Origin of the sequence: Ferrimonas sp. (assembly GCF_048263965.1) — a bacterium.
Lineage (GTDB): Bacteria > Pseudomonadota > Gammaproteobacteria > Enterobacterales > Shewanellaceae > Ferrimonas.
In genome coordinates this window covers 131,574-149,074 of record NZ_JBLXDO010000001.1, presented here as the reverse complement: position 1 = coordinate 149,074, position 17,501 = coordinate 131,574, and the positions used below count along the sequence as shown (strand labels likewise).

General features: G+C 59.6%; 14 protein-coding genes. 8 read left to right on the top strand and 6 right to left on the bottom strand.

The window, feature by feature from the left end; translation table 11 throughout:
* Positions 1-403 precede the first annotated feature (403 nt).
* Complete coding sequence (yihA, locus tag ACN0RV_RS00680) at positions 404-1,030, bottom strand: ribosome biogenesis GTP-binding protein YihA/YsxC (RefSeq protein WP_417344660.1); 627 nt, start codon at positions 1,028-1,030, stop codon at positions 404-406.
* A gap of 171 nt (positions 1,031-1,201) precedes the next feature.
* Here yihA and ACN0RV_RS00675 point away from each other — a divergent pair, with 171 nt between their 5' ends.
* From ACN0RV_RS00675 to hemN, 5 genes are all read left to right on the top strand, one after another.
* Positions 1,202-1,831, top strand: coding sequence for a c-type cytochrome (locus ACN0RV_RS00675; protein ID WP_417344658.1), 630 nt, complete (start codon positions 1,202-1,204; stop codon positions 1,829-1,831).
* A 347-nt stretch (positions 1,832-2,178) separates the two neighbouring features.
* Positions 2,179-2,337, top strand: a complete 159-nt coding sequence (locus tag ACN0RV_RS00670) for a hypothetical protein (protein WP_417344656.1) — start codon at positions 2,179-2,181, stop codon at positions 2,335-2,337.
* 309 nt (positions 2,338-2,646) lie between these two features.
* Entirely contained in the window at positions 2,647-3,282 is a 636-nt protein-coding gene (locus ACN0RV_RS00665; protein ID WP_417344654.1) for a class I SAM-dependent methyltransferase, read from the top strand.
* Positions 3,283-3,318: 36 nt separating this feature from the next.
* Positions 3,319-3,837 (top strand): Der GTPase-activating protein YihI, encoded by a 519-nt coding sequence (yihI, locus tag ACN0RV_RS00660; RefSeq protein WP_417344652.1) that lies wholly within the window; start codon positions 3,319-3,321, stop codon positions 3,835-3,837.
* A 291-nt stretch (positions 3,838-4,128) separates the two neighbouring features.
* Positions 4,129-5,544, top strand: a complete 1,416-nt coding sequence (gene hemN, locus ACN0RV_RS00655) for an oxygen-independent coproporphyrinogen III oxidase (protein ID WP_417344650.1) — start codon at positions 4,129-4,131, stop codon at positions 5,542-5,544.
* Between the two features lie 53 nt (positions 5,545-5,597).
* On the opposite strand, the gene add is transcribed toward hemN, so the two are convergent.
* Positions 5,598-6,599 (bottom strand): adenosine deaminase, encoded by a 1,002-nt coding sequence (gene add / locus ACN0RV_RS00650; protein WP_417344648.1) that lies wholly within the window; start codon positions 6,597-6,599, stop codon positions 5,598-5,600.
* Positions 6,600-6,728: 129 nt separating this feature from the next.
* Between add and ACN0RV_RS00645 the strand changes: the two genes are divergently transcribed.
* A complete protein-coding gene (locus tag ACN0RV_RS00645; protein WP_417344646.1) occupies positions 6,729-8,471 on the top strand; it encodes a DUF885 domain-containing protein in 1,743 nt (580 codons plus the stop codon).
* Between the two features lie 43 nt (positions 8,472-8,514).
* Here the strand turns inward: ACN0RV_RS00645 and ACN0RV_RS00640 are convergent, their stop codons facing one another.
* A complete protein-coding gene (locus ACN0RV_RS00640; RefSeq protein ID WP_417344644.1) occupies positions 8,515-9,321 on the bottom strand; it encodes an alpha/beta fold hydrolase in 807 nt (268 codons plus the stop codon).
* 127 nt (positions 9,322-9,448) lie between these two features.
* On the opposite strand from ACN0RV_RS00640, the gene ACN0RV_RS00635 reads away from it, so the two are divergent.
* Both ACN0RV_RS00635 and ACN0RV_RS00630 read left to right on the top strand, forming a co-directional pair.
* A complete protein-coding gene (locus ACN0RV_RS00635) occupies positions 9,449-9,754 on the top strand; it encodes a DUF1244 domain-containing protein (RefSeq protein ID WP_417344643.1) in 306 nt (101 codons plus the stop codon).
* A 50-nt stretch (positions 9,755-9,804) separates the two neighbouring features.
* Entirely contained in the window at positions 9,805-10,734 is a 930-nt protein-coding gene (locus tag ACN0RV_RS00630) for an alpha/beta fold hydrolase (protein WP_417344641.1), read from the top strand.
* 46 nt (positions 10,735-10,780) lie between these two features.
* Here ACN0RV_RS00630 and ACN0RV_RS00625 read toward each other — a convergent pair whose 3' ends face one another.
* The 3 genes from ACN0RV_RS00625 to ACN0RV_RS00615 form a co-directional block, all read right to left on the bottom strand.
* Entirely contained in the window at positions 10,781-11,899 is a 1,119-nt protein-coding gene (locus tag ACN0RV_RS00625; protein ID WP_417344640.1) for a pyridoxal-phosphate-dependent aminotransferase family protein, read from the bottom strand.
* 160 nt (positions 11,900-12,059) lie between these two features.
* Complete coding sequence (locus tag ACN0RV_RS00620) at positions 12,060-14,249, bottom strand: TonB-dependent hemoglobin/transferrin/lactoferrin family receptor (RefSeq protein WP_417344638.1); 2,190 nt, start codon at positions 14,247-14,249, stop codon at positions 12,060-12,062.
* 180 nt (positions 14,250-14,429) lie between these two features.
* A complete protein-coding gene (locus ACN0RV_RS00615; protein WP_417344636.1) occupies positions 14,430-17,501 on the bottom strand; it encodes an efflux RND transporter permease subunit in 3,072 nt (1,023 codons plus the stop codon).

Here is a 17,501-nt window from a genome sequence, read left to right as displayed (position 1 = left end):
GTCTGTAGGGTACAGAGGTAAGATGTTCTATCTTAACAAACCTTATTCGATCGCTCTCAGCGATCAGCCAATATTTATGGCGCCCCGGTGACACTTGTCACCGGGGTTTTTTCTTTTCTATGTCTGAAAACTTTCACCAAGTTACGGAATTCACTGTACGCTTCTCGCACATCCGGATTAGAGCAAATGCTTTAGTTTTTGTTGCAGAGAGGTTATGATGGGCTCATAGGGTCGTCCCCCGGAATCCGAGTCCGGGCGACTCTCGTCTTGTTATCGTTGAAAAAGCTTCTCCCCAATTAAGCTTTTTACACGCCGGTGATGATCATTCGTCGCCGGCTTTTCTTTTTTGGCGCCCGCACAAAAAAGACGCCCCTTGGGCGCCTTCAGTGCAAGTGGTCTGCCTTTACTCGGCCACCACCTCATCCTGAGGATCCAGCCAACGACCAATATGGGCGATAGCTTCACCCCGGCCGGTTCCCTTCAATGAGGAGAACAGCTGCACCTTTATCTCACCACCGAACTCTTCCAGGGCGGACTTTACGTCTCTCAGGGTTTTCTGCTTGGCCGCCTGCTTCAGCTTGTCCGCCTTGGTCAGCAGGACCAGAACCGGCAGTTCGGCCGCCACGGACCAACGGATCATGTTGGCGTCCAGATCCTTCAGAGGATGACGACAATCCATCATCACCACCACCCCGCGCAGACAGCGGCGCTTCTCAAGGTACTCAGCCAGAGCCTTCTGCCACTTCTTCTTCATCTCCAGGGGAACCTGGGCGAAGCCGTAGCCGGGCAGGTCGACGAGACGACGATCGTCCCCCACCTCGAACAGGTTGATCATCTGAGTACGACCCGGGGTCTTGGAGGTCTTAGCCAAGCCTTTCTGGTCGGTCATCGTGTTGAGAGCAGAGGATTTTCCCGCATTAGAGCGGCCTGCAAACGCAACCTCGATCCCGGTATCTGGCGGCAGAAAACTGATGTCAGGGGCGCTGAGCATGTACTTGGCGCGGCGAAAATCGATGGCGGTATCGCTCACTTAGGATCTCCATTGATGTTTTACAGGGTTGCTCTGGGTCACATTACGCCAATTTTTTAGATCTAACGACAAATTAGTGTAAAATGCGTTCTGCGAGCCTCCCCAATAGTCTATCACGGGGCGAGGCTGGACAGGGAAAGAACGAGCCACGCAAATAAAAGTTGGAACACCATGAAAAAATTAGCACTAACACTTTCTGTGCTCGCCGCTTTCAGCGGTACTGTTCAGGCCCAGGGAGATGAAGCCAAAGGGCAGCAAGTTGCCACCACCACCTGTCTCGCCTGCCACGGCATGGACGGGAACAGCATGGTCCCCATGTACCCCAAACTGGCTGGCCAGCATCAGGGCTACCTGCTTAAGCAACTGAAAGAGTTCAAGCAGGGCACCATGAGCGGCGGCAAAGAGGGTCGAAACGATCCCATTATGGCCGGTATGGTCATGACCCTGAATGAAGAGCAGATGGCGGATGTCTCCGCTTTCTATGCCTCCCAAACCATCTCCGCCGGCGCTCAGGTGGATGCAGCCACCCAGTCCAAGGGCGAAAAGCTGTATATGGGTGGTGACGCTCAGCGTCAGATTACCGCCTGTGCAGCCTGCCACGGTCCTAAAGGGCAAGGAATGAACCTGGCCGGCTACCCCAGCCTGGCGGGACAGCATCCGGACTACATTAAGGCCCAGTTGGAGAAGTTCCGCAGCGGTGCCCGCGCCAACGACCTCAACGGCATGATGACCGGCGTAACCAAGAACCTGCGCGACGAGGACATCAGCCTGCTGAGCCAGTACATCTCCAGCCTGAAATAGGCCGGAATAGCGCAATCAGGGTAAAGGGCGAGCCGGTGGCTCGCCTTTTTAACATCTGCGGCTCATTGACCTGGATCACAGAAGGCGCATCCCCCTCCACGATTCCTCTTGTAAGACATTTGCCATTGCGACATTGAGAGATTTAAGTCTTTTTCACTACCGAATCCCCCTCAAAGCTAATACCATCAAGCAATTGCACTGTTAACAATCGCGAGCGACGGTAACAAAACCGCAAAAAAAGTTGCGATCCAGCTCAAATTAAGTAGAGTATGGGGCATCCAAAGGAGAGGAACTCGGCGGCCGGAGTGTCACCGAAAAAAAAGGGACAACACCCAAGGAGATGGGTGATGGAACGGAAACTCTTCAGGAGGAAACGAGCCGGAGAGCTCGAGCAGAAGGACCAGCATCTAAGTTCAACATGGATGGTTGTATTACGTCAGGAAGATGCTTGTCATCAGGACGATGACATTAGCCTTGTTAAGGAAAACCTTCAGGAAGAAGAATAAAGCGCCAGGATAGGCCGAAAACGAAAAAAGCCGCACGGAAGCAGTAAAAAGAAGACGGATCTAGACCGGGAAAGTCACATCGCAGGTAAGGATTGCCTGAATACCCGAATGAGTGAGTGTCATCAGACACCCCATTGCCTGGCAGCAGAGGAGACTCTGCTGCCTTTTTTATTTCCCGCACCGTCAGGTTCCCAGCAACAAGCGTTCCTCTTATAATGGGCCAGTGAACTTTTGCGAGGCGTTGTCCGCAAGGGTCCGCCATAAAAAATCAACACGCCCCAGCGGCTCCTTCGAGGTTTCGGGACCCCTATGCACTGCCCCCTCTGTCAGCACCACCAGACTCAGCACTATCATCAGGACAAGAAACGTCACTACTTCCAATGCGCCAGGTGTGAGCTGGTGTTTGCCGACCCCAACGCCCTGCTGCCCCCCTCGGCAGAGAAGCATCAGTACGATCAGCATCAGAATGGTCCGGCAGACCAGGGATACCGCCGCTTCCTCTCCCGATTGGCACAGCCGCTGATGCAGAGGCTGACACCAGGTAGCCAGGGGCTGGACTTTGGTTGTGGCCCGGGGCCGACCCTGTCACTGATGCTGGAGGAGGCGGGGCACTCCATGGCCATCTATGACCCCTATTTCCACCCAGACAGGGCGCCGCTGAGAAACCGCTATGACTTTGTCACCTGCACCGAAGCCATTGAGCACTTCTACCGACCCGGGCGGGAATGGCAGTTACTGCTGGAGCTGGTGCGTCCCGGCGGCACCCTGGCGCTGATGACCAAGCTGGTCAAGGACAAACAGGCCTTTGCCAACTGGCACTACAAGAACGACCCCACCCATGTCAGCTTTTTCAGCCGGACCACCTTCGAGTTCCTGGCCCAGAGGGACAGCCTGACAGTAGAATTTATTGGTAATGACGTCGTACTGCTGCAAAAAGCGGCATAATCTGGTATAACCTGCCGCCCACTCTGGAGGCAAACGATGACGAGACAGAAGAAATCCCGCAAGATTAATGTTCACGGACCCCGGCAGCAGACCCGCACCGAAAAAGGAGCCGGTCACGAAGGCAAGCGCCGGAGCGCCAAGGGCAAGGCCGCTGGCTCTCGCCAGAATGAAGGCTCTGCCAAGTCCAGACAGCGGGCAGATCGGCCTCAGGACCCCATGGATCCACGCCTGGGCAGCAAGAAGCCCATCTCCCTGGTCGCCCCTCAGAAGGAGGCACCGGTGGCCAAGCCCCTCTCTCCCGAGCAGGAGTTGGAGAAACTGGAGAACCTGCCACGGCTCAACGCCCTGCTGGACCGCCTGGACCAGGATGAGGTGCTCAGTGCCGAGGATCAGCAGTGGCTGGACGGCAAGCTGGACAGAATCGAACAGTTGATGACCCAGTTGGGCATCGAACTGGAGGAAGCCCCTGAAGAGCAGGCCGCTCCCCAGCCGGAAACGGATCTGATGAGTCGCTTCGAGTCCGGCAGCGATCTGCTGGACGACTACAAAGAGTAATCCCCTGGGGCCCGGCGAACGCCGGGCCCTTTTGTCTAGCCGACACTGTCGCCACACTCCAGCCTGGCCTACCCTAACTCTGTGGTCCAGTTCACGTTCCTGAACTCAGGCCGGGAACCAATGGCTCGCGCCGTTGTTTATAAAGCATCACGCCCAACACAGCCTTATAGGCCAGACCAGCCCCCCGGGGTGAATTTGGGTCACGGATCAAAGGCAAGGCGCTTAAAAGTGTGCATAATGCACATTAAATAATGCTCCCGTTGAGTCACTGGAACGCAACCAGACCTCGGGATGCCGCAATATCATCGGCTCACTCATGCCGCAGGAGAGAATGCAGTGCAGGATAAGATTAGCTGGAACCAGGCCCTGATCGAGAAGTATAACTACAGCGGCCCCCGTTACACCTCATACCCCACCGCTGTGGAGTTCCATAAGGACTACACCGACCAGCACCTGCGGGAAGCGATTCAGGATTCGGACAAACGCAACCTGTCCCTCTATATCCATGTCCCCTTCTGCCATAAGCTCTGCTACTACTGCGGCTGCAACAAGATCATCACCCGTCACGCCCACAAGGCGGATCAGTACCTGGACTACCTGGAGCGTGAGATCAACGCCCGTGCCCCCCTGTTCAAAGAGTACAGCGTTACCCAGATGCATTGGGGCGGCGGTACGCCCACCTTCCTCAACCATGAGCAGATCCGTCGTCTGGTCAAGCTGCTGAAAGAGAAGTTCAACTTCGCCGACGAGGGTGAGTTCGCCATCGAGGTGGATCCCCGAGAAATTGAACTGGACACTCTGGAAGTACTGAAGGAGGTGGGCTTCAACCGCATCTCCGTGGGTGTGCAGGACTTCAACAAAGAGGTGCAGGTCGCGGTCAACCGCGAACAGGATGAGCAGTTCATCTTCGACCTCATCGAGCACGCCCGTAAACTGGGCTTTACCTCCACCAACATCGACCTGATCTACGGCCTGCCTCATCAGACTCCCGAGAGCTTTGCCAAGACTCTGGAGCGGGTGAAGGATCTGGATCCGGATCGCCTGAGTGTCTTCAACTACGCCCACCTGCCTCACCGCTTCGCCGCCCAGCGAAAGCTGAAAGAAGAGGATATGCCGACGCCGCACCAGAAGCTGAAGCTCCTGGAAAACACCATCAATACCCTGATGGGCTATGGCTACCAGTTCATCGGCATGGACCACTTCGCCAAGCCTGAAGATGAGTTGGCCCGCCTGCAGAATGCCGGCCAGCTGCACCGTAACTTCCAGGGCTACACCACCCAGCCCGACGCCGACCTGCTGGGTCTGGGCGCGTCCGCCATCTCCAACATAGGTAAGGCCTACGCCCAGAACGCCGTGGACCTGAAGGACTACTACGAGGCGATGGACGCCAACGAACACGCCATGATCAAAGGCTGCGGTCTGGAAACCGATGACTTTATCCGCCGCGAAGTGATCAAGCAGCTGATCTGCCACTTCCAGCTGGATAAGGGCGCCATCGAGAAGCAGTGGAACATCGACTTCAACCAGTACTTCGAAGAGGACCAGAAGCTGCTCAAGCCCTTCATCGAAGACGACCTGGTGCGCATGAGCGAAGATCGCATCGAAGTGACCGGTCAGGGCCGCCTGCTGATCCGCAACATCTGCATGTGCTTTGACCGCTACCTGCGCGACAAAGCCCGCCAGCAGCAGTTCTCCCGGGTGATCTGATCATCCACAGATGAAAAAGGGTCGCCTCGGCGACCCTTTTTTGTGGCTGTCTGTCAGCGGCCTTGCTTCTTCTGCAGCAGCGCCCGGCGATCACTGTCGGAGATAAAGGCCAGCTCGGCGCCATTTTGCTGAATGGTGCGCAACTGGGCCTCACTCAGGCCAATGCGCTCTCTGGCCATCTGGTACTCGAAGGGGATGGAGTTGGCGGATACCCCGGGGTCATCGGTATTCAGGCACACCTTCAGCCCCTGCTCCACAAAGGTGCGGATGGGGTGCACCTGGTAATCGGCCACCGAGTTGGCGTGGACATTGGAGGTGGGGCAGGACTCGATGCCGATCCCCTTCTCCTTGAGAAACGCCAGCAGGCGAGGGTCCTGTGGCGCCGTGGTGGCATGGCCCAGCCGGGTGGCGCCCAGCTCGGTCACCGCCTGCCAGATGGAGGCCGGCGGGCCGGGTTCACCGGCGTGAATGGTGACATTGAGGTAGGCATCGCGCACCCGCCTGAAGTGGTCCACGAACAGGTCCCCGGGGAACCCCTCCTCGTCACCCGCCAAGTCACAGGCGACGAACTGCTCTTTCTGGCTGAGGATGGCATCCAGCTCACGGTGACAGGCTTGTTGGCCGTCGCCGCGGCAGAGGATGCCGATAAGGTTGATCATGATGCCGCTGTCCCGGGCACCGCGCGCCACCCCATCGATCACCGCTTCCACCACCCCTTCCTGGGACAAGCCGTGGGGACCGGCCATGTAGGCGGGAGAGAACCTCAGCTCGCCGTAATCCACCCCATTGGCGGCCAGATCCAGGGCATTCTCATAGGCCACCCGGTTCACCGCATCCAGATCCCCCAGCACCGCCACCTGATAATCCAGCTTGGCCAGCAAGGCCTCCACCGAGGGGCAGCGGTCGATCACCTGTAGGTAGGGTTGCAGCGCGTCCATCTCATAGGCGGGCAGGGTCACATTGAACTGACGGGCCAGATCCAGCACGGTTTCGGGACGCACCGAGCCATCGAGGTGACGATGCAGGTCGGTCAGGAGTATGCCTTGATCAATCATGGGTCTCTCTTTTTGGTAAAGGGATGTTATTTGCCAACAACAAACCCCGGGAATCTGTATAAAATTGGGGCGCCGTTTATGACGGTTTAAGAATAATTAAAAATTAGAGTTCAACATAGGGACAGGATCATGAAAAACTGGCTTATCGGTGCCCTGCTGGTGCTGACCGGCTGCGCCGCCACCCAGCCCCCCGGTGCCGACGACAGAGTCATCGACCTGATGGATCAGGCCTGGCAACAGCAGCTGGCGCGCTCTCCGCAGATGGCCGCTCACTTTGGCAATGCCGATGCCCTGGCCAGGCTGGACGATCACAGCCCCCAGGCGCTGAAAAGCGCCTATGACGCCAACCAGGCCCTGCTGACTCAGGCCCGAAGCATCGACGCCGACGCCCTTGGCGATGAGGGCCGGGTCAACCTGTCTATCCTGATGGGGATTCTGGAGAACCGCAGCGACAGCTATCGCTTCCGCGAATACCTGATGCCCCTGACCGCCGAAGGCGGCTTTCACAATGAGGTGGCCGGCATCGCCGCCGGCCTGACCTTGAGCACCCCGCAACAGGCCCAGGCCTATCTGTCCCGGCTGGCCGCCCTGCCTGAACTCTTCCAGCAGCAGATCCACTGGATGCGCGAAGGGGTGCGGCTCGGTTACACCCAGCCCCAGGTGGTGCTCAAGGGGTTTGAAAGCTCCATCCAAGCCTACCTGCCCGATGACGCCAAAGAGAGCCTCTACTACCAGCCCTTCACCACTTTGCCCGCGAATCTGGCAGATGCAGAGACCCTCAAGCACGCTGGCCTCAAAGCGGTCAGGGAGCAGGTGCTGCCTGCCTACCGTGATTACCTGACCTTCTTTGTTGAGGAGTACCGGCCTGCCGCTCGCGCCAGCATCGCCGCCGACGAGCTGCCGGAGGGCGGCGCCTACTACGCCAACCGGGTGAATCACTTCATCACCCTGCCCATGACCCCGGACGAGGTCCATCAGCTGGGGCTGAAAGAGGTGGCCCGCATTCGCGCCGAGATGGAGGCGATCATTGAGTCGCTGGCGTTCGAGGGGGACTTTGCCGACTTCCTGGCCTTCCTGCGCACAGACCCGCGCTTCTATGCCGACACCCCGGAGCAACTGCTGCGGGAAGCGGCCTGGCTGGCCAAGAGGGCAGACGCCATGCTGCCGAAGTTCTTTGGCAAGCTGCCGCGCACCCCCTACGGGGTAATGGCGGTACCGGCAGAGATCGCCCCCAAGTACACCACGGGGCGCTACTCCGGCCCCAGTGGCGACCATCAGCCGGGCTACTACTGGGTCAACACCTACGCCCTGGACAAACGCCCCCTCTATGCCCTGCCCGCCCTCACCCTGCATGAAGCGGTGCCTGGCCACCATCTGCAGATCTCTCTGACCCGGGAGCTGGGCGAGGTGCATCCCCTGCGCCGCTACCACTACATCAGCGCCTTCGGCGAAGGCTGGGGCCTGTACTCGGAGAAACTGGGGGTGGAAGCGGGTTACTATGAGGACGCCTACGCCGATTTTGGCCGCCTCAGCTACGAGATGTGGCGCGCCTGCCGCCTGGTGGTGGACACCGGCATTCACGCCAAGGGCTGGAGCCGCCAGCAGGCCATCGATTTTATGGCCGGCAATACCGCCCTCTCCCTGCACAACGTCACCACTGAGGTGGACAGATACATCTCCTGGCCGGGACAGGCCCTCTCCTACAAGATGGGTGAGCTGACCCTGTGGCGTCTGCGTCACGAGGCACAGCAGGTTCTGGGGGACAGATTCGACATCCGCAGTTTCCACGACGCCGTGCTGGCCAACGGCTCCGTGCCCCTGGCAGAGCTGGAACGCATAGTGCGCCAGTGGATCACCAGTCAGCAAGGCTAAAACAGCAAGAGGTGCCCTGGGCACCTCTTGAGTTTCGCTCTCTCTACCTCAGCGTATCCAGCCACTGATGTATGGCGGTCGCCACCGCCTGCGGTCGCTCCATGGGCAGCAGGTGACCACACTCCGGCAGCTCGACGCGGCTGGCCTCGGGGCAGAGACGGCCGATGCGCGCCCAGCTCCCCGGGGTCACGGTGTCACTGTTGGCGCCGCGGATGATCAAGGTCGGCACCTTGAGCCTGCCGAGCCTGGGCCATATCCAGGGCGCGGTCTGGTAGATGTGCGCCTCCCACTCACGGCTGTATCTGAGTGCCACCCCCTGGTCATTGGGCTCAAACGCCGCATGGATGTAATCGGTGAGCGCCTCATCGTCCATGCCGGCGAACACCCGCTTGCCCCGGTGAAACTGAAAGGCACCCTGGTGGTCACCGAACTGATGGGGGCGACGCAGGGTCTTGGCCACCAGAGGCTGCTTCACCTTGAAGCGTTTGGGCATCAGCCGCATTGGGGCCACCCAGCGGGTTGGCAGAAACACAGGATCCAACATGATCAGCCCCGCCACCTTGTGCGGACATCGCATCGCCGCCAGGCAGCTGACCACCGCCCCCATGGAGTGGCCCGCCAGCAACCTGGGTTCGGACTGGCTCTCCAGCCAGTGCGCCAGCTCTTCGGCCATGTGCCACCATATGTCACTGGCCGCCTCGTCCACCGAACTGGTCAGAGGCTTGAGCAGGGGCGCCTCCACCGCCGCCCCCCAGGCCTGAAACAGCTGACGGTAGGTGGCCGGGGGAAAGCCATTGGCATGGCTGAAGACCAGGGCGGGGTTCCCCTGGCCAAAGTGTTCAAACTTCAAGAGATCTCTCCGTGAGATACCCATGTGATGGGCGGTCCTACCAGAGTATCAACATGCCCTGTTGGATACTATAGTGACTCAGATGGGGGTACACTGGCGTTTCCCCCACAAGGAGATGCAAGAGATTATGGATAAACACACCCAGACCGAGATTGAAGCCGCCACCTTCCGCCGCCTGCTCAGCCACCTGGACAACCACAAGGAGGTGCAGAACATCGAGCTGATGATCCTGGCGGATTTCTGCCGCAACTGCCTGGCCAAATGGTACATGGCAGAAGCCAAGGAGCGCGGAGAAGAGGTGGATTACGATCAGGCCAGAGAGGTGGTCTATGGCGAGTCCTACGACAGCTGGAAGACCAAGTATCAGAAACCCGCCACTGCCGAGCAGATGGCCGCCTTTGAAGCCCGGCAGAAGGCCAAGGCTTCCCAATAACCGTTGATCTCACTATGCTACGCAGCCTTCTGTTTCTTTTGGGACTCGTTATGACTCAAGCCGCTGTGGCCATCCCCTCTCTCTGGCAACAGGCAGTTCAAGGGGAGTTTACCGGTGTCGATGGGGTAACCCTGAGGTATGCCCATCTGCCCAACCCGTTCGCTCGTGGCACCGTGGTGATCGCCAGCGGGCGATCAGAAGGCTATTTGAAATACGATGGCTTGGCCGAAGACTTGCACAAAAGTGGGCTCGAGGTCTTTATCTGGGATCACCGCGGCCAGGGGCTGTCCGATCGACTCAGCAGCAATCGTTTCCTCGGTCATGTTCAGCGCTTTGAACACTATGTGGAAGATATGCACACCTTTGTGACTCAGGTGGTGCAGCCCAGCAACCCGAAGAAGCTCTACCTGGTGGGCCACTCCATGGGCGGCGCCATTGGCACCCTCTATATCCTGGCACACCCAGGAGTCTTTGACGCTGCGGTGTTCTCTGCCCCCATGTACGGCATCCAGCTCCCCGGGCCCAGGTGGGCCCTACAGCCGGTATTGTCGATGCTGGCGAGCTGGAACCGGTGGCAGGGCAGGCCCGACTACATTCCCGGAGGGACGGACTACCAGCCCATCCCGTTCGAAGAGAATGCGCTGACTCAGGACCCTGAGCGATACCAGGCTTTCCAGGCACTCTACCAACAGGTCCCTCAGCTGCAGTTGGGTTCCCCCTCCAACCACTGGATGGTGGAGTCTTTCGCCGCCATGGACAGGATCAAGCAGCAGGCGCACATGCTGATCACCCCCACCTTGGTGATGCAAGCGGGTCAGGATGCCATCGTCGACAATCAGGCGATGGAGCAAGTGGTGGCTCTGGGCCAGAATATGCAGCTGATCTCCCTGAGTGACGCTCGACATGAGCTGTTGGTGGAGATCCCCAGCATCCGCGAACAGGTGCTGACTGCCATCACTCAGTGGCTCGACCAACACTGATCAAAAAAAGGCGCCGATGGCGCCTTTTGTTTTTCTCTCCCTGAGCCTAGCTCAGCACCTCTTCCAGGGCGCCCAGGCACAGGGTGACGTTCTCTTCCCGGGCGGCGTAGCCCATCAGGCCGATGCGCCACGCCTTGCCGGCAAGATCCCCCAGGCCGGCACCAATCTCCAGGTTGAATCGGTTGAGCAACTGGCTGCGCACCTCGGCATCGTTCACCCCTTGCGGAATGTAGACGGCGTTCAGCTGAGGCAGGCGGTGGGCCTCCTCCACCACAAAGCTCAGGCCCAGCTTCTCCAGTCCTGCCTTGAGTTTCTGGTGCATGCTGGCATGGCGGGCCCAGGCGTTCTCCAGCCCCTCTTCGTGAAGCAGGCGCAGGGATTCATGCAGGGCGTAGAGGCTGTTCACCGGGGCGGTGTGGTGGTAGCTGCGCTTACCGGTGCCGCTCCAATACCCCATCACCAGGGTCTGGTCCAGGAACCAGCTGGGCACCGGAGTCTTGCGGGCCTCCAGCTTGGCCACCGCCCTGGGAGAGAAGGAGACCGGTGAGATGCCGGGGACACAGGAGAGGCACTTCTGGCTGCCTGAGTAGATGGCGTCGATGCCCCACTCGTCCACTCGCAGTTCAACCCCACCCAGGGAGGTCACCGCATCAACGATGGAGAGGCAGTCGTGCGCCCGGGCCAGGGCACACAGCGCCTTGGCGTCGGACAGGGCGCCGGTGGAGGTCTCCGCATGGACGAAGGCGAGGAACTTGGCGTCGGGGTGAGCCTTGAGGGCCGCCTCCACCTTGTCGACGCTCACCGGGGTTCCCCAGGCATCATCCACCACCACGGCTTCACCGCCCAGACGCTCAACGTTCTGACGCATCCGCTCACCAAATACCCCGTTGCGGCAGACGATCACCTTTTCACCGGGCTCCATCAGGTTGACGAAGCAGGTCTCCATGCCGGCACTACCTGGCGCCGATACCGCGATGGTGAAGGGATTCTCGGTCTGAAAGGCGTACTGCAGCAGCGCCTTCACCTCGTCCATCATGGCGATGAAGCTGGGATCCAGGTGGCCCACGGTGGGCTTACCCAGGGCCTGCAGCACCTGAGGATGAACATCGGAGGGGCCCGGGCCCATCAGGGTCCGGGATGGCGGATTAAACGGCTTGAACGACATGGCGACCTTCCTGCAAATTGGCCTGAGTGACAAAGAATATCCCAAGTTAGCACGGTTTAACTCGGGCTGGGTATAGGACGAAAGTAATTGACCGTTTTAAACGCGTATCCATAAAAAAGGCTGCCCGGAGGCAGCCAGTGGCGTCAGGAGATCGGTTCTCTTAGAAACTGTAGGTGGCGTTGATCCCCACATGGGTGCCAGGCTGGGTGTATCTGTCCATGTAACTGCGACCATCCTCGATGCCAGCGACATCATCCCAGCGGGTGTACTTCTTATCCAGCAGGTTGAATACCCCGCCACGAACCACAAAGGCCTCGGAGACGTTGTAGTAGGCGGTCAGGTCCAGCACCCCATAACCGGCGGTGGTGTAGGGGGTGACCGGGTTACCGGTACGATCCGTCGGCGCGTCGATGTCGGACTCATCCTTACCCTGAACCAGGGTCCAGTCCAGGGTGCCGCCCCAGACACCATCCACATCGTCATAGGCCAGGCCTATCACTCCATTGAGAGGGCTGATGCCGTTCAGCGGAACTCCCTTGGTGTCGTTTTCCCCCTCGGCGTAGGCCACCGACAGGGTCAGGCTCATGCCTTCCGGCGCCCCCATCAGCACATCCAGCCACAACTGGCTCTTAAACTCGATCCCCTTGATGGTGGCTTCCGAGACATTGTTGTACTGCATCTGACCATAGGGGTAAGCGGGATTGGAGTAGTCCACCGTCTGTTCGATGAAGTTGTCGTACTGGTTGTAGAACACCACCAGTTCAGCAGCCCCGAAGCTGCCGGCACCACGCAGTCCCAGCTCGAAGGCATCGCTCTCCTCCGGCTTCAGATCCGGGTTGGCCAGCAGGGCATAACCCCGACCACTGTCCTCGGCGTAGTACATCTCCTTCAGATCCGGAGAACGGAATCCCTGGGCGTAGTTGAAGAACCCGGTAAGGTGGTCGGTAAACTCATACAAGGTACCCAGGCGCCAGGTGAGCTTGTCGCTCTTGTGATCCTTGAAATCGTCTCCGCCGTGGTAATACTCATCGATCTCCGGCTTCATCTCGGTGTTGTCGTACCTCAGGCCGGGGATCAGCGTCAGTGCCCCGATGCTGATCTCATCCTGCAGGTAGAGACCATAGGTGGTGGCCTCGGCCTTAGGGGCGTAACGGGCGATGTCGGTGGGACGGTCACTGTCATAGGTGGTGACGTTCAGGTTCTCCAGGTCTTCCCGGTTGAAGTCGGCGCCATAGCTGATCTCATGCTTAACCGAGCCACTATCCAGGGACTTGGCCAGATCCAGGGAAAACTGCCAGCTGCTCTCCTGATACTGACGGGACATGGCCCGGTTGGTCTGGTAGAAGGAGTACCAGTTGCGGGTCACCTGATCGGACTCACTGTCCTGGTAGTCCAGTTTCCAGCTCAGGGTATCGAAGGCGGCCAGGTTGGCCTGCCAATCGTGGAACAGGCCAAAACGGCTACGGGTGCTGGCGTCATCCGCCTGCATATTGGCGTAGGTCACCCCGGGGGCGCCGGGGTCACCATCGTTTTCGGAGAGCAGATCCCCCTGTGTGGTGGAATCGTAGTACTCGGCCACTACGCCGGCCCGGTGATCGCCCTGGCCCGCGTAGATCAGCTTGGCCAACACATTGTTGCTGGTGACATCCATGGGATTGGCCTTGGTACGGTCGTCGCCAATGCCACCCACGCTGCCCTGGGTCTCGGTCTCATGGCCGTCGCGACGGGTGTAGAGCAACAGGGACTCCCAGTCACCGCTGCGGTTGGCCAGGGTCAGGGTTTCGGAGAAGGTCTGACTGTCGCCCCGGTAACCCGCCTTGATGGACAGGGCGGTATCGTCCCCCGCTTGCAGATAATCCGCCGGATCCTTGGTGGTGAAGGCGACCACTCCACCGATGGCATCGCTGCCATAGAGGCTGGAGGCGGGACTCTTGGTCACCTCCACCTGCTTGAGGCTGTCGATGTCGACGAAGTTGCGGCTGGAGCGCATAAACTGGGTGCCGGAGTCGTAGCCGTTGATTTGGTCCACCCCATCGATCATGATCTTCACCCGATTGCCGCCAATGCCACGGATGGTGACATCCTGCAGGCCGAAACGGCCGCTGCCACTGACCTCGACCCCGGGCTCATACTTCACCAGATCGGCGATGTTGTTCATCTGGCGGTCATCGATCTGCTGGGCGTCTACCACCACCATCGCCGCGGGCACCTCCTCCGCCTTCTGGGCGGAGGTTCGGCTGGCGGAGACCACCACGTCATCGAACAGAGTGGCCTTGGCCTCTTCGGCCAGGGTGTGTGGGGCAGCGAGGGTGGCCAGGATGGCCAGTGCTGTGGGTGAAGGCTTGAACATGGTATCCGGTCCCTAAAAATTGAGATCACTCATTTATTTGAATGCGGATGATAATAATTATTATTTAGATTTGATCAAGTCTTCTGCAGATTTTTTTGGCGCTCTTTACAAAAAAAGGCCACCCCGAAGGGTGGCCCGGACTCGTCAAAGTCAGGTTCGTTTCGTTGTGGAACCCAGGGCTTAGGCTCGGGTCTCCTGGAGCATCGCCTGCTCCTCCTCCACACTGATGGTCTTGGCCAGCAGGGTGTACATCACCGGCACCACAAACAGGGTGAACAGGGTGCCCACGGACAGGCCCACGGTGATCACCAGACCGATGTTGTATCGGGAAACCGCACCGGCACCGGACGCCAGCACCAGAGGCATCACCCCCAGCACCATGGCGGCGGTGGTCATCAGGATGGGGCGAAGACGCAGGGCCGCCGCCTCAATCACCGCTTCCGCCTTGGCCTTACCGGTGCGCTGCAACTGGTTGGCAAACTCCACGATCAGGATGCCGTGCTTGGAAATCAGTCCCACCAGGGTGATCAGACCCACCTGGGTGTAGATGTTCAGGGTGGCCGCCCCCAGGAACAGGGGAATCATCGCCCCGAAGATGGACAACGGCACGGTCACCAGCACCACCACAGGATCCCGCCAGCTTTCAAACTGGGCCGCCAGCACCAGGAAGATCACCACCAGCGCCAGGGCAAAGGTGACGTACAGGGCGCCACCCTCGGTCTCAAACTGCCGGCTCTGACCACCGAAGTCATAGGCATAGCCCTTGGGGGCGATCTCCTGCAGCTTGGCTTTGAGGAAGGTATGAGCATCGGCGATGGTGGCCGCACCGGGCATGGGCATCGCCTCCAGGGTGGCCGAGTTCAGCTGCTGGAACTGGGTCAGGGCATTGGGGATCACCTCCTCCTTCACCGTCACCACGGTGGAGAGAGGAATGGAGGCCCCGGTGTCACTGCTGACATAGAGGTCGGCGATGCGGTCCGCGGTGGAACGGAACGGCGCATCCGCCTGAGGGATCACCTCATAGCTGCGTCCCTGAATGTCGAAGTAGTTGGTGCGGAAGTCACCCAGCTGGGTGGAGAGCACGCTGCCGATGGTCTGCATGGAGATCCCCAGCTGACCCGCCTTCTCCCGATCGATCTCGATGTGAACCTGGGGCTTGTTCATCTTCAGGGTGCTGTTCACCACCATAAACAGGCCGCTCTGCAGCGCCTCACGCTTGAGCTTGGTCATCACCTCGTTGAGGGTGGCGTGATCCGCGGTGGTGGTCACCACGAAGTTCACCGGCAGGCCCGAGGCCACCCCGGGCAGGGCCGGTGGGTTCACACTGAAGATCTCCAGGCCGGCAATCCCTTTGGCATCGCGCTGCACCTGAGGCTGAATCTCCATCTGACTGCGCTCCCGCTGGCTCCAGGGCTTAAGGCCCAGCACCGAGAAGAAGCCGCTCTCACTGGGGTAACCGGCAAACACCAGGGCCATGTTGTACTCGGGGTACTGGGAGGCCATGTTGATGAACTCATGGCCATAGGCCACGGCGTAGTTCACGTTGGCGTTGTCCGGCCCGCTGGCGATGTTGAACAGGTAGCCCTGGTCCTCATCCGGAGCCAGCTCAGACTGGGTCATCATAAACATGGCACCGATGGCGGCAAACAGCAGCACAGCCGCGGTCACCATGGCCGCCTTGTAGTAGCCGACCACCTGCTCCAGGATCCGCTGGTAGCCATCCTTCACCCGGTCAAACAGGCGATCCAGGAACTGGGGAAAAGGCTTGTGCAAGTCTTCCTTGTTCAGCAGTTTACTGGCCATCATCGGCGACAGGGTCAGGGCGATAAAGCCGGAGATCAGTACCGCGCCGGCCAGGGTAAAGGCGAACTCGGTAAACAGGGAGCCGGTCAGGCCCCCCATAAAGCCGATGGGCGCGTATACCGCAGCCAGGGTGATGGTCATGGCGATCACCGGCATGGCGATCTCACGGGCGCCGACGACGGCCGCCCGCACCGGGGAGAGCCCCTCCTCAATGTGACGGTGAACGTTCTCCACCACTACGATGGCGTCATCCACCACCAGGGAGATGGCCATAACCAGCGCCAGCAAAGTCAGCAGATTAATGGAGAAGTCCAGGCCCAGCATCACCAGACCCACACCCACCAGGGAGAGGGGTACGGTGACGATGGGGATCATCACACTGCGGAGGGAGCCCAGGAACAGGAACACCACGATCACCACGATCACCACGGCTTCACCCAGGGTGGTCAGCACCTCGTCGATGGACTCCTGGATAAACTCGGTGGAATCGTGGTTCATCACCTGGTTCAGACCGTCGGGCAGGTTACGCTCGATCTCGGGCAGCACCTTGTACACCCCCTTGGCCACATCCAGTGGGTTGGCTTCCGGGGTGGTGGTGATGCCCACAAAGATGGCGGGCGTGCCTTTGAACAGGCCCTGCACCTTCTCCGACTTGGCCGCCAGCTCGATGCGGGCCACATCACGCAGGCGCACCACGGCGTTGCCGTCGCTCTTCACGGTGATGTTGCCAAACGACGCCTCATCCTGCAGGGAGGTGGAAGCCCGCACCGAGGTCACGGTGTAGCTGTCACGCACCTCACCGGCGGCGGACTGGAAGTTGTTCTGGGTCAGTACCTGATTGATCTGATCGGCGGTCACCCCATTGGCCTGCATCCGCACCGGATCCAGCCAGATGCGCATGGAGAACTCCTTCTCACCGTAGAGCTGGGCTTCCGCCACCCCCTCCACCTCGGTGAACTTGGGCTGCACCACCCGTTTCAGGTAATCGGTGATCTCCACGCCACTCATGGTGTCACTGAAGTAAGCCAGGTACATGATGGCGCCGCCACCGGCCACGCTCTTGGCGATCACCGGATCGTCGATACTCTGGGGCAAACGGCCCTGAACCTCATTGAGCTTGGTCAGCATCTCCGCCATGGCGGTGTTGGCGTCGTAGCCCAGGTTGAGGAACACGGAGATGGTGGACACACCGGCCTTGGAACTGGCGGTCACATAGTCGATCCCCTCGGCGGAGGAGATCGCTTCCTGGATGGGCTGGGTCACGAAGCCCTGCACCAGCTCGGCGTTGGCGCCGGGATAGACGGTAGTCACGTCGATCTGGCCAATCTCCATATCCGGATACTGGCGCACCTGCATGTCCATCAGGGCCCGGGCACCGAACACCAGCAGCAGCAGGTTCAGAACGATGGCCAGGACCGGACGACGAATAAAGATATCGGTAAACTTCAT